The organism is Bacillus infantis NRRL B-14911, from assembly GCF_000473245.1.
Lineage (GTDB): Bacteria > Bacillota > Bacilli > Bacillales > Cytobacillaceae > Bacillus_AB > Bacillus_AB infantis.
Genome location: NC_022524.1, coordinates 2,993,253 through 3,006,597 on the forward strand (window position 1 = coordinate 2,993,253; position 13,345 = coordinate 3,006,597).

General features: G+C 46.8%; 14 protein-coding genes. 1 reads left to right on the plus strand and 13 read right to left on the minus strand.

Annotated features, from left to right (window positions below):
* Positions 1-394: 394 nt before the first annotated feature.
* From N288_RS15175 to N288_RS15195, 5 genes are all read right to left on the minus strand, one after another.
* On the minus strand, positions 395-673 hold the full coding sequence (locus N288_RS15175; protein ID WP_142385256.1) for a hypothetical protein: 279 nt from the start codon (positions 671-673) through the stop codon (positions 395-397).
* The gene (locus N288_RS15180; RefSeq protein WP_009795639.1) at positions 606-1,184 is read right to left on the minus strand and encodes a TerD family protein; all 579 of its coding nucleotides are present in this window, start codon (positions 1,182-1,184) and stop codon (positions 606-608) included. The genes N288_RS15175 and N288_RS15180 overlap by 68 nt, the downstream gene beginning before the upstream one ends.
* Positions 1,185-1,236: 52 nt before the next feature.
* Complete coding sequence (locus tag N288_RS15185) at positions 1,237-1,848, minus strand: TerD family protein (RefSeq protein WP_009795638.1); 612 nt, start codon at positions 1,846-1,848, stop codon at positions 1,237-1,239.
* Between the two features lie 75 nt (positions 1,849-1,923).
* Entirely contained in the window at positions 1,924-2,976 is a 1,053-nt protein-coding gene (locus tag N288_RS15190) for a toxic anion resistance protein (RefSeq protein ID WP_371931546.1), read from the minus strand.
* 57 nt (positions 2,977-3,033) lie between these two features.
* Positions 3,034-4,677 carry a YceG family protein gene (locus N288_RS15195; protein ID WP_009795636.1) on the minus strand — a complete coding sequence of 548 codons (1,644 nt, stop codon included), beginning with the start codon at positions 4,675-4,677 and terminating at the stop codon, positions 3,034-3,036.
* A 263-nt stretch (positions 4,678-4,940) separates the two neighbouring features.
* Between N288_RS15195 and N288_RS15200 the strand changes: the two genes are divergently transcribed.
* Positions 4,941-5,207, plus strand: coding sequence for a hypothetical protein (locus tag N288_RS15200; protein ID WP_009795635.1), 267 nt, complete (start codon positions 4,941-4,943; stop codon positions 5,205-5,207).
* Here the strand turns inward: N288_RS15200 and N288_RS15205 are convergent.
* The 8 genes from N288_RS15205 to N288_RS15240 all read right to left on the minus strand — a co-directional run bounded on the left by N288_RS15205 (position 5,198) and on the right by N288_RS15240 (position 13,150).
* Complete coding sequence (locus tag N288_RS15205; RefSeq protein ID WP_009795634.1) at positions 5,198-6,013, minus strand: HAD family hydrolase; 816 nt, start codon at positions 6,011-6,013, stop codon at positions 5,198-5,200. The two genes, N288_RS15200 and N288_RS15205, sit on opposite strands and share 10 nt — an antisense overlap.
* Positions 6,010-7,122 carry a cysteine protease StiP family protein gene (locus N288_RS15210; protein ID WP_022544099.1) on the minus strand — a complete coding sequence of 371 codons (1,113 nt, stop codon included), beginning with the start codon at positions 7,120-7,122 and terminating at the stop codon, positions 6,010-6,012. The genes N288_RS15205 and N288_RS15210 overlap by 4 nt, the downstream gene beginning before the upstream one ends.
* Entirely contained in the window at positions 7,115-8,491 is a 1,377-nt protein-coding gene (locus N288_RS15215; protein ID WP_180827317.1) for a phosphoribosyltransferase family protein, read from the minus strand. Before N288_RS15215 ends, N288_RS15210 begins: the two co-directional genes overlap by 8 nt.
* The gene (locus tag N288_RS15220; protein WP_009795631.1) at positions 8,433-9,629 is read right to left on the minus strand and encodes an HpcH/HpaI aldolase/citrate lyase family protein; all 1,197 of its coding nucleotides are present in this window, start codon (positions 9,627-9,629) and stop codon (positions 8,433-8,435) included. The genes N288_RS15215 and N288_RS15220 overlap by 59 nt, the downstream gene beginning before the upstream one ends.
* A 174-nt stretch (positions 9,630-9,803) precedes the next feature.
* Positions 9,804-10,577 carry a TerC family protein gene (locus N288_RS15225; RefSeq protein WP_022544100.1) on the minus strand — a complete coding sequence of 258 codons (774 nt, stop codon included), beginning with the start codon at positions 10,575-10,577 and terminating at the stop codon, positions 9,804-9,806.
* 86 nt (positions 10,578-10,663) lie between these two features.
* Positions 10,664-11,245 carry a TerD family protein gene (locus N288_RS15230; protein ID WP_009795629.1) on the minus strand — a complete coding sequence of 194 codons (582 nt, stop codon included), beginning with the start codon at positions 11,243-11,245 and terminating at the stop codon, positions 10,664-10,666.
* 104 nt (positions 11,246-11,349) lie between these two features.
* Positions 11,350-11,940 carry a YpjP family protein gene (locus tag N288_RS15235; protein WP_009795628.1) on the minus strand — a complete coding sequence of 197 codons (591 nt, stop codon included), beginning with the start codon at positions 11,938-11,940 and terminating at the stop codon, positions 11,350-11,352.
* A 28-nt stretch (positions 11,941-11,968) separates the two neighbouring features.
* The gene (locus N288_RS15240; protein WP_022544101.1) at positions 11,969-13,150 is read right to left on the minus strand and encodes an LL-diaminopimelate aminotransferase; all 1,182 of its coding nucleotides are present in this window, start codon (positions 13,148-13,150) and stop codon (positions 11,969-11,971) included.
* Positions 13,151-13,345 lie beyond the last annotated feature (195 nt).

Here is a 13,345-nt window from a genome sequence, read left to right on the forward strand (position 1 = left end):
TCCTAAGGGCTTTCAGCCGGCGGCCCTTTTCTCTGTCAGAAGCAGCGGAAATGATTCATGTCCTTTTCTTCGCAATATTATATTTGTTTATAACACAAAAAGCCGCAATCCTCCCTGTACAAGGGACAATTGCGGCTGTGGTTCCACCCTAATTCCGCCTCATGCATCGCATGCGGCGCTCAAAAAGATAACGGTCTCCCGACCATGGTTAGCTGACATCCAGCCTTTCCCCATGATAGCTCCGAGGCGGTAAATTCATTTCTTTCTCCTAAGGGCTTTCAGCCGGCGGCCCTTTTCTCTGTCAGAAGCAGCGGAAATGATTCATGTCCTTTTCCCAGCTTAATGGATTCATAAAAATGATTAAATGAATTATATTCCAGTACCTTTTATATTGTCAATGCAATTCTTTCATTTCTAGAGAAAAGAGCTTTCTGCTCACTAATGCCGTTACGCCGCCTAAAGCGTCACGCCGGCTGATGATAAGCAGCGCCCTTTTCTTCATAAGAAAATCATAAAGCATGAAACCAGTTTCATAACAAGCGTTATTTCTCAATTTTTCCAAAAGTAAAAGCCCGGCAGTATGCCGGGCTTTCGGGTATATAGAATTAAACGGCAAGGCCGAAATTTTTGCACAGTGCAGCCAGCCCGCCCGAAAATCCGCTTCCGACAGCATTGAATTTCCATTCGCCTCCATGCCTGTACAGCTCACAGATGACAACGGCCGTTTCAACGGAGAAATCCTCTCCCAGATCAAAACGGAGCACTTCCTGGTTTGTGTCTTCATTCACTACACGGGCAAAAGAATTGGATACCTGGCCAAAATTCTGGCTGCGGCTCTCCGCATCATGGATTGTGACAGTGATGGCAATGCGGTGGACATGGGCCGGGACCTTGCTGAAGTCGATTTTGATCTGCTCATCATCGCCCTCGCCTTCCCCTGTCCGGTTGTCCCCTGTATGCTCCACAGAGCCGCTTGGATGGACAAGATTGTTATAAAAAATAAAATCATGGTCCTGGACGACTTTCCCATTTTCATCTGCCAGGAATGCAGACGCATCAAGGTCAAAGTCGCCGCCCCCGGAATAGCGGTTTGTGTCCCAGCCAAGCCCGATGATTACTTTTGTCAAACCCGGATTGCTTTTAGTCAAATCAATGCGCTGTCCCTTAGAAAGGTTGATGCTCATATTTTCTTCACCTCTGTTAAAAGTTTTCTATTATAACAAACCATCCAGCTTATTAAGTATAAGAACGAACCACATCAGACAGCCCTGGTGCATTGGTGCCTGTTCCGACTGCGGCAAATTTCCAATCAGTTCCATGCCTGTATAATTCTCCGACTACCAGGCTTGTCTTGCCGCTGTAATCGTCAGTAAGGTTATAATGGATGAGCTCTTCCCTGCCCATTGGATTCACAATGCGGATATACGCATTGCGGATCATGCCGAAATGCTGCTTGCGTTTAACCGCATCATAGATATTCACTACAAAAACAAGCTTCTGCACGTGGGAAGGGACACGGCTAAGATCCACATTGATCTGCTCATCATCTCCATCTCCTTCTCCAGTCAGATTATCGCCGGTATGCTGTACGCTGCCATCTGAACTCTTCAGGTTACCGAAATAGATGACATCGCTGTTATTCCTTAATTTATCATTCTCCCCAAGCATGATGACTGAAGCATCACAGTCGACATTGGCGCCTCCGCCGCCGCCGAAAAGAGAGCCGAGAAGTCCGCCTCCCCCTTTGCTTTCAACAGGATCCCACCCGAGGCCGACCATAATTTTCGATAATCCCGGATTTCCTTTTGTCAGATCTACTCTTTGTCCTTTTTGCAAATTAATCGCCATTCATTTCACCTCATAAATTTACTTTTCTGTATTATTTATATTTAACAGCCCTGTGTCAGGCTGAAAAAAGCGCCATCAGCCTTGATTTTTCATATTTTTGAAGTTTTCCTGGAGCTGTTCGAGCCTCTTGGTCCCTTCTTCCCTCAGTCGCCTGTTTTCATCTTCAATCGATTTCGTTTCCTGCATCCCCTTCATGATGATGTTCCACGATTCTTCAATCGTTTCAATCTTGATGCTCGGACCTCCGGCAAGCCTGGCTATTTCTGCACTTTGATTTGAAATATTCTGGGCATTGCGGACGAGCATCTCATTGGTTCTGCGGTCAAGTTCGCTCATGGAATCGGCAACCAGCTTCTGGCGCTTTGCCGCAACCGCCTGGATCAGACCATTTTTAAATATCGGTATGGTTGTAACGAACGCTGAATTGATTTTCCCGATCAGCTTGGTGTTCCCTCTTTGGAGAAGGCGGATCTGGGGAGCTGTCTGCAGGGCCACCATCTTTGCCATTTCCAGGTCATAGACACGCTGCTCTAGCAGATCGATGCTATTGCGGAGCGTATCTGCCTGCATGGAGGCAATCTGGTCCCCGGATGCTGCTTTTGACTCCAGCTGCGGAAGCTGTGTGCTTTTAAGCTCCTCTGCCTTCATCTCGCCTGCAACTGCATATTTTTCAAGTGTGAGATAGTATTGATAGTTTTGATCATACATCTGCTCAAGCATATTGGTGGAGTCCACCATTTCACTCTGATACTTGGAGATCTCGACATACACCTTGTCAATCTCTTTGCCCATTGTCTGATATTTCCCAAAGAGCTTTTCAATCATTTTTTCCCCGCGCTTGAACAGCTTTCCGAACAATCCGCCTGAAGTCTGTTCAAAATCCTTCTTGTCGAACCTGTCCATTATCTTCCCCAGCTGCTTCAGGAGGACACCGGAGTCTTCCACCTTGGTAGCCCTCATATTGCCGAGAATCTGGTCAGAGAAACGGGAGATCTGCTGCGCTGGTTCTTTCCCGAATTCCAGTATTTGAATCTGATCGCGTTCATCGATCGATCTGGCGAGGTTCTGCACTTCCGCTTCCTGCCTCAGCGCCAGTTTTATTTCCGGCACCTTCGTTTCTGTAAGCATATCAGCGGGATCCTGGGTAACCAGTCCTGCACTAGCTTGTTGCGGATCATTCATGGTTCAGTCTCCTTTCAAATTTTTCAGCAGCCCTTGCAGAAACACTTTCTTGATCAGTGAAGGCTCTTTATAGTCCTGGTCAAAGACCACTTCTTCCAGCCAGTGCGAATCAAAGACATCTTCATTGACATAGTTTTCAAGGTCATTGTGTCCCGGAGGATTATACACGATGATATCAACTCCAAATTGGTTCAGGAGGAGCAGGAGGGCTGCATCGCTCCTTGTCATCGTACCATTCATTTCATTGTTATAGAGGATCAGCTTGGGCACATCCTGAGAGTAGTCAAACTTCTGCAGAAGCTTCAGGATGCTGGCCGGCATCTGCATTGCCTGTGTAAATAAATAGATGCTGATTTCTTCCTGACTCTCATTATGGCTCGGCTTTAACTCCGGCTTTGCGCAAAGATTTCTGATTGCATGGGAAATCCCTTTCTGGAGGCCCCCAGGAAGATGGCCGTATTTCCAGTAGTGCGAGCCCATGACAATGTCAGGATCCAGCTTCCCGTCTTTTCCAAGCGCATTTCTGTAATGAAAGCGGAAGTCGCTTGTCAGGGGGTTTGAAAAAGGGAACTGCCTGATCAGAAAGCTGCAGTCATTCTCGGCAAGAGCATGCAAGCGGTCCCAATATTCCTTCCGGCTTTTGCTCACTCCGTTGATTTTCGAAAAGATGGAAGGGATCTTCACTTCTCCGCCGCTGACTTCAAAATTCGGCCTGATCATCGCCTTTTCTTTGGCAAGGATGAACAGTTCATCATAAGTTGTTTTGAGCGTTACAGCAGAAGGTTTGTAATCCCTCAGCTGCCATGGCTTATAAAGGCCAGAGCCTTCGTGGTTAAGAATGGTTTCGATTTCTCTTGAGGCTTTATAAGCCACCGTTGACTTCCTTCTCCTTTTCTCCACGGGAAAAGGTTCAGCTGCCTTCTGTTCAGGATACTGCTGAACAAATGTTTCTTCTTTCCCCGGATCTGCGAGCGCAAGGACATCCTGGCCGTCCGGGCTGAAAGCCGCGAGATCGCAGCCGAGAAAAAAGATGAATGACAGGAAATATTGCTGGCTCTTACTTGCTTCTCCATACCAAAGAAATTTCGGCATGCTTTCTTCCGGATTGCTGCTGCTTAGAGGCTGGGAGAGATGGTTAAAAGACCATTTCACAATATCTACAAGCACCCTTCGGAAATCAGGGCTTTCAAGGCCTTCTTTTTCCCCCCCGGCAAACGTCTCAATGACTTTAGTGAATGCCTCCCTTACCTTTCTGTGGACAAGGGGATTATCAGGCTTCAGGAGCAGCTGCTCACCATCAAGGAAGGCGATGAAGCGGTTGATTGAAAGCTTCTGCTCCCTGTTGATGTTCAATACCTTTTGAATGGCCTGAAAATGCTGGTTGTCGATCGTTTTATCAAGAGTATCGCTGCTTAAAAGGATAAGTCCATTATCTGGTGAGTGTATATAATCATAAAGCTGATTATAGTATTCATCTTCATCCGCAGGAATGCCCAGAAACCTTGCAGCAACCTGGCTGATCTGGATAATGCCGTCGCCTGCCTGGTACTGCGGGCGGTCTGAGCTGCGCTTTTTAATGGCAGACAGCCAATTGTCCGCAGACACAGGCAGCAGATTGACCTTTAATCTATTATAAGTTGGATACATGATTATCCCTTCCCTCTAGGAGCGAAAGATTTAGCCCTAATGGCTTATGTAAATTTCTTTCATCATATCATATCAGGTGCATGTTTTAACAACGATAGCCTTCAGCACTGGCTTTTAGCTCTATTAGAATATACGGATCAGGCTGAAAAAAGTTTCAATATTAATATGATTAAAACAAGTTATATTCACTCTTCCCCTGCATAATCACCAACGGGCTTATCCCTGCATATAGTTGAGTACAAATAATTAAAGAAGGTGATCCCTTGCGCTTCCTGATTAAAAGGCCCTCCTATGAAAGCTGCAGGAATGAACTGGAAGCTGTCCGCCAGATCATGACTTCCGGCGCTTACCAATTCATTGACCTCCTGCTCTGGTCAGCCGTGCTCGCCATCATGACATACCCGCTTCATCACTCACCGTCTTATGCGCTTGCGGTTTTTCTTGCTTTTTATGCATTTGGGAGCCTGCTCCTGTTATTGCTTCATTTCTTTATAAAAGGGCAGTCCGGCCGGGGGCAGGATTACCGCTGAAGGGCAGCTTCCCGGCCAAGAAGCAGCCTGAATGCCTTCAGGAGGATTTCTTCTCCGGCAAGTATTCCCCTGTTCTCCGAAAAATTGCAGCTGAATCCATGAGGCATCTCCATAGAAAGCTCTCCATGATCCGGGACAAAAGCATGATGGCATACCTTCAGGAAATCATAATCGAGAAGGGAATCTCCCGCACCGGCAAGAATATCTGCTCCCTCTCTTTTGCTGATGAATTTAACCGCCTCTCCCTTGCAGACAGGAATAGGAATAAAGTAAAGCTTCCTGCCTTGCAGGGATATACGCCACCCGAGCCGGCGGACATCCTCTTCCAGTTTTTTCTTTTCCTGAAGGCTGATGCGCTCCTGGAGGATATAGTAAAAGAAAGAATCCCCTGCTTTTTTCAAAGTTCCGGGAAATCTGCATCCTTCAGCAAACTCAGCCATTTCCTCCTGAAGCGCGCACTCTTCCTTAAGGCGCTTATATACCAGCTCAGTCCACTCAGCCAGAAGTTTCCCCTTATAATGGATTTGGGCTCCATTTGAAGTGACCTCATAAGAGACAGGGATATCTTTTCCAAATATCCCTACTCTTTTATACTGTTCATATGTCCTGGTTGTAACAGGCACAACAAGGGCTTCTTCTGCAAGTTCCCTTAACAGGTTAAGCGACCTTGAAGTCATGAATGCAGCAGGCTGCCCTTCCTTCATCTCGGCAGCTGACAGTTGGAGATCCTCCTCTAAGCCAAGCTCTTCAAGCGCTCTGTTTGAATAAATCATTGTTCTGTCAAGATCTGTTGCAAACATATTCATGACTGGCCGCCAACCTTTTTGATCAGTCCGCAGCATGTATAGCTCATGTCAGGGTACCGGACGATCTCCACACCGCGTTCTTCAGCCAAGAGTTTAATATGCCTGACATAAGGGCTTTCCGGGTCCCTCATCAGAATTTTCCAGGGGACTCTCCTTAACAGTACACGTGTTGTTTCACCAACGCCGGGCTTAACATAATTCGTGCTTTCAATAGCATATTCTTCTTTGATTGCCATTACTTCCTCCATCCCCCTGAAATCTGGTTCGGATTCAGCTTCAGCAGAATAGCCATCACAGATTTTTTTCGCCTCTTCCATAACGGAATCAAATTGTTCCTCTATTATGCTGATATATTCATTGGAAACATCCGCCTCTGCAAGGCTGCGGTAATATTTGGCACCGTGGAAATCTTCAGGCCCGATTAAGTCATTGAGCACCGTCCTGCTGACAAGTCCGGAAACAGTTGAATTCAGGCAGGCGCTTGGAATCAGGAAGTCCTCCCTTGTCCCATACAGGCTGGTGCAATAGCCTGGATCTGCGAGGACGGCAAGGGTGTCATCAAGATTCCAGCCATATTTTTCATTCATGCTGCTGCATGCTTTCGTCAATTCAATTGAGATAGCTCCTTTGCCTGTCCACCCATCGACAAACTGGATCTTGCAGCCAGGATGCTTTTCTATTATGTATTTCAGGGCATTCTCATCAATGCCCCTGTCACGGACGATGGAAATGCTGTAATGGGGAAGGGTTGTCCCGTATATCTGCTTTATATACCGCTTCATCAGGATCCCGACCGGGGTGCCGGCCCTTGCAAGTGAAACAAGGACAATCTTGTCCCCTCTTCTGCTGAGCAGCTTTTCCGATGTCACCGCAGTGCAAAGCGCCACCTTCTCCTTATAGTCTTCAAGTGTATTCCAGAACAGCTCTAAATAGTGGGCTGGAGGGATGTATTCAATCGGAAGCGTTTCACTGTAATGCTGGCCTGACTGAATCTTTTTTTCCCTGTTTTCAGTTGCCCCTTCCAGTTCATATGCACTGAGGTCCTTCAGCAGAAAGATGACATCTTCCGTGCTGTAGGAGCCAAAAGTTTCTGCTGCTGTTTCAGCCATTGTTGTTCCCTCCATTAAAATAAACGATTTTTATATCCTTGATCCCTGTTTTCTTCAATTCTTCCAGCAATGGGACAAGCGCTTCCCGATTCGGTTCCCGTTCAAAGAGGATAAAGAGGTCATCATAAACTCCGGGAGTGATATTATAGACAAATTGCCTGATATCAGCATCCTCAGGATTGGGAAATGACAATCCTTCCCTTGCCCCGTACCCTTCCCGGTCCAGAACATGGACCGGGCTTCGTGTGGTGGACTGAAAAAAGACCCCTTCCCCCATTTGCGATGCCACTTTCATAGGGATATACATGAACTCTCCTGTTCCCAGGACAAGTGTATGATCTCCTTTTCTGCTCTTAGCCAGGAGTGCGGCTGCAGCCTCCAGGTCCTTTTCAGGCTCTTCTGCTCCCTTTTGGAGCCCGAATCTGCCTGTTCCTTTGAGATAGGGGATATTACAGATCCCGCCTCCAAGCGTGATTGAAGGACTCCCGGCTTTTTCAAAAGAAAGCCCCGATTCACTAAGATTGATGAAGCATATGCTGGAGCCGCCTGCATCACGTTTTCTGTCTTCTATATTCGTTTGGATGACAGGTTCTCCTGCAGCCTGCATTTCCCCTTTTAAGAGGCTTACACTGTTGATCGTGATTCCGAGTTCTTTTTCAAGCATCTGGAATGCTGCCTGATTTTCCTGTGAACGCCAATCCAATATGGAAGCGACAGTATATTCACTGCGGGGGAATTCTGCCTGGATGGATCTGATGATATTGACTGCCGTTTTGCCTGTGGTCATTTCATCATCAACCAGGATGACTTCACGCTGATTGTCAAGAAGCTCCCTGTCCGCGTAGCAGCGATGGGAGGTTGCATGAGAATGCTCTTCCTCGAAGTCTATTATGGAAACCGCTTCAGGAAGTGTTTCTCTTGTAGTATGAAAATACCCTGCTGCCTTGAAAGCATTATAAAAGCTGTGGCCAAGCGCGGTTGCAGTCTCTGCAAAGCCGATGATCACCGGATTGTACTTTTTATCAACAAAGGGAATGGACGGCCTGCTTACTCCCGGATCCAGCAAAAAGGCCTGCAGAAGCTCTTCGGTTTCCGGCAGCGGCAAGCCTTCCTTTAATTCTGCATAACGTGCGGCCAGCAGCTCTCCCGTGATCAGCCCTTTTTCCGGATGGATGGGCAGATGCTTCCCCAGCAATTTGCTCACAAAAAGGAATGACCTTTTCTTGTTGATGCGGGCTGCCATTGTAAAAAAATGATCAACAGGTATGTTATATGGATTTTCAGTTATGTCAAGTTCAACGTTCAGCCCCTCAATAACTGGAAGCAAATACTTCTTTTTCGAGCAGGTCAATGTATGAGTATTCTTCATGAAGCACCCCGTATATTTCAGATTTTAAAAGAATTTTCTGCGCCCAATATAAATGCGGCTTGATTTCATTCATTTTGTTAGAGTAGGCGCTTTTCATGACGCCAATGCTGCCTTCTGCACTGGCAGCAATATTCCTGGCATCCTCGTACTCTTCAAGGGTAACGGCATTCAAAGCCTGCACCGGCCTTATATGGGTAGGGTGGATGATCGTCTTTCCTGTCAGGCCATTGGCAATATCCATCATAATTTCACGGATCAGGCCATCCATATGCTTATCGATCAGTCCGGTCCTCATCCTGATGCCTGCTTCCCCGTACTTCTCCAGGAAGGGCGTCTGCCTCAGCTGGGGCTTTAGCATTCTATCTTTAGAGGAGAAATATTCCCAGACCGGCCCTGATACTGTGAACTGGCTGCCGGCACGCACAAAAACATTTATAATATCAGCAATGCAGTCACGTATGACCGCAATATCATATACCGTGTTATCCGAATTTCTCCTGATGCCGTATAGACCGGAAAAATCGGTCGCCCCTATCCTGACATTAAGAATAATATCCCTATATTGTTCAAGAAGCGCTTTTATGTCCAGAAGCTCTCCGACTCTTGTTTCTTTCTGGATGATTTTCTTTGTTTCCAGAATCGGCATTGCATATAGAACGTGGCCTTCTCTATTCCTGCGGCTGATTTCTGCCAGTGATTCTGCTCCTTCGACAGGGTCAAATTTAGGAATGACGACTCCTGTCAGCATGCTTATTTCCTGTCCCATCCTGGAAAACAGCCGCTCCAGCTGTCCATGGCTGCGGATCCTTATAAAAATAAGCGGCAGATCATCCTCCTGGAAATATCCCTTCCCCAGCTCTTGATGAAGGAGCTTAAGTTCAGCCAGCAGGCTTTCTTCAGCCTGCTCCACTTCTGAATCGCCAATGGCATCCTCCAGGCAGATCACCATGGAAGTAAGGCCAGAATGCTTCTTTGAGAGCAGATCCTGATGAATATTGGGCCTTGTTGCAGGCATATAAAGCGTTGCGCCTAAGCAATAGGACAACAGCTCTTTCGGGGAACGTTTAGAGAAGGACCCCGGCTTTTTATAAAAGAGCCTGTCAATTTCCCTGTCTTCCAAATCAGCAAATAATTTCATTTTAATTCTCCTATTCATGCATAGTAAAAGAGGGGAATGCTTGTCTTAAAGGATTATTCAAGCATCCCCCTAAGCATATTTGTCCAATCTAAGAAGCTTTCAAACTGCCAAAAAAGGATAAAAAGAAAAGGAGCGGACAATTGTCAGTTCCCTTTCCTTGTTTCTATACGTCTGTCAGTTGCTTTTCTGGCCCTGCTCAGCCTTCTTTTTATTCATAAAGTGGACGATGAAAGTCGCTCCGAAGACTACTATCAGCAGAAGGAAGAAATAGATATGATCAATGTGGATATGGAATACTCCAAGGAGCATCTTCACAGCAATGAGCAAAATCAGCACATATGCGCTTGTTTCCAGCTCAGGCACTTTATCGATCAGCTTAAGGAATACTCCTGCTACACCACGCATCATCAGGACCCCAAGCATTCCGCCGAGAAGAAGTACCCAGATTTGATCACTGACTCCAAATGCCGCCAGGACGCTGTCAACTGAGAAAGCTATATCCATAAGTTCTACCGCTGCTACTGTTCCCCAGAAGGTACCAAACAGGCGGATCAGCAAACCGCTTTGATTGAGGCCTTCAAGCTCCTCATCATCGCCGACGCCTTTCTTCTTATCAATGAAATATTTAATAGCAAGCCATGCCAGGTAGCCGGCTCCCAAAATCTTTACCCACCACAGCTTAATCAGGAATACCCCAATTCCAATTGCAATGAAACGGAAGAGGTATGCCCCAAGCAATCCGTAGAATAGAGCCTTTTTCCGCTGCTCCGGCGGAAGGTGTTTTACCATAACAGCCAGTACAAGTGCATTGTCGGCTGAAAGCAGTCCTTCCAGGATTACGAGTGTTCCGATAAGTCCCCAGCTAACAGGGTCGCTTAGAACTTCCGCCCACATCTGCCAGTCAAAGAATGCGGCATATGTATCTATAAAACCTTGAAAAATTGTCATCTCTTGAAGTTCCTCCATTACCTTATATAAGTGCTAACGAAAGACCCGGCAGAGCCGAGTCTCAAAGATCAATAATAAAAAAGGGATTATCCAATCTGCAGGCCAAAGTCAGTTGCAAGTGCACCAAGGCCGCCCTGATAGCCGGACCCGATCGCGCTGAATTTCCACTCTCCGCCGTGCCTGTACAGTTCGCCTACAACAAGTGCAGTCTCGATGGAGAAGTCTTCTCCAAGGTCATAGCGGATCAGCTCTTCATTTGTTTCGCCGTTAAGGATGCGGACATAAGAATTGGAAACCTGCCCGAAGTTCTGGCTGCGCGCCTCGCCATCATGGATTGTGATAGTGAATGTAATGCGCTGGACATTTGCCGGTACAGCACCGAGCTCAACCTTTACCTGCTCATCATCGCCTTCTCCTTCGCCTGTCCGGTTATCTCCGGTATGTACGACAGAGCCGTTTCCGCCTGTTGTGTTATTATAGAAAACGAAATCCGCCTCAGAAGTAACCTTGCCGTTTTCCCCAAGAAGGAAAACCGAGGAATCAAGGTCAAAGTCTGCTCCTCCGTCATACTTATTTACATCCCAGCCTACCCCTACGATTACATTTGTGAGGCCCGGATTGGATTTTGTCAAATCTACCTTCTGTCCTTTTGATAAACTAACTGCCATTTTTTCTACCTCCAATTATTGTGATAGTATGCTTACGTTTCAATCTTTAAAAAGTTTCAAAACTACAAGCATATTTTTTCATATTTTTGCTTACATTTCAAATCTCAGCTCAGCCATTTTGGCGGAGTATTTTTATTCCAGTAGATGGAACCCAGCTCATGATGCTTTTGGAAGGCATCCTCAGAGGTATGGTAGTGGAAGTTGAACCAGTATCCCTCCTGGGGCGGATGGTCCCTCCTGACATGAAAACGAAGGACATCTTCATTGGATTGCCGGTTGACAATATGGAAGATTTTTTCCGAGTTGCCCCCGCCAGGCCATTCGGTAATTTCCAGATTGCCCAGGTCGCTCCCTGGTATCCTTGCAGCTGTTTCCTCCACTGCTTTTTCAATATTCGGCAGGATGACTTCACGGAACTCATCTTCTATGACGGGTTTGATCTTTCCCCCGAACTTAATATAAGACTGGTTCTCCGCCTCCTGGACAGCAGCCTGGATGAACCTTTGCCTGATCGATTCCTCATCCTCCTCAGGTGCAGCAAGGTCCAGTCCTTCTGCCTGTGCCTCCAGGACATCGCGCTTAGGGGACCTGTCCTGGTTTGCATTATCATACAAAAATGCCTGTGATGGCGTAACCAGCCCAAAGGTAAGGATGGTTACCATCACCACAAACGATTTGCGCAGCCACTTAGGCATTTTTATCCCTCCTCATAAAAGGCTATTTTCATGCGGTAGATTTCTTTTTTAATATGCCGGAAGAGCTTATTTTCCGAGCGGCCTGCCGGAGCCTGCCTTCAGGCTGAACGAGTGCAATCCGTACGAATCCCTCGCCGGCCGCACCGAACGCGCTTCCCGGTGTAACAGCCACTCCAGCTTCCTCCAGCATGCGGATGCTGAACTCCCTGGAGCTGGTGCCGTTTGGAATTTCTGCCCAGAGGAACATCGAACCTTTCGGGCTGTCGACATCCCAGCCTGCCTCCCGAAGGCTTTCTACTAGGGCATCCCTGCGTTTCCTGTAGACCTCTCTTGATTCGGCCAGGAAACCCGACTGATCCTCAAGAGCCCTGGCAGCCGCGGTCTGGATGGGATGGAATACACCGTAATCCAGATGGGATTTCAGGTCTGAAATCATGCGGATGATGTCTTCATTCCCAGCTGCATAGGCAATCCGGCAGCCTGCCATGTTGAAGCTCTTAGAAAGGGAATTCATTTCTATCCCTGTTTCAAACGCGCCTTCGACAGCTAAAAAGCTTACCGGTTTTTCTTCAAAATAGAGCTCAGAGTATGCAAAATCATGCAATATCACAATCTCGTATTTTTTGGCAAACTCTATTGCCTCCCTGAAAAATGCTTCATTCGCAAGGCCTGGCACAGGATTGCCGGGAAAGTTCAAGATCATCATCCTCGCCTTTTTCCTTATTTCTTCCGGTATTTCTGAGAAATCCGGGAGAAATTGCTTTTCTTTCATGAGAGGCATTGAATATATCTTTGCCCCTGCCAGGGCGGCACCCGCTGCATATGCGGTATATCCTGGATCGGGCATCAGTATATAATCGCCCGTGCTGCACAAAGCAAGCGGCAGATGGACGAGACCTTCCTGGGAGCCTATAAGGAGGGAGCATTGTTCCTTGGGATCTATGTATACACCGTGATTATTCTGGTAATAAGAGCTGACTGCATTGCAGAAGCTTTCTGTCCCCGCAAGGGAGTAGCCGTATTGGGTGCTGTCCAGCGCTCCCTCAGCGATCGCCTCCCTGATAAATAACGGAGGGGGCAGGTCAGGGCTGCCGATGCTCAGATCGATCACATCTTCACCTGCTGAGATCTTCGCTTTCTTCATACGGGACAGTTCTGCAAATACACTTTCCCCAAATGCTTCCATTCTCTCTGCCATGGATATCTTCATACTAGTACCCTCCAGCATTCTTAAAAGCCTGATGCTTACTTAGAAAATATTATACTCTTTTTTTAGGAAAAAAGAAAAATTGGGGAGAAAAATTTTTGAAAAAAAAGAAAGTTTCCTAGAAAAATGAGATTAAAGGGAGAAAATATTGGGGATAATATAAGACTAATGGTAAATGAATACATAGTCCGAGGAGGA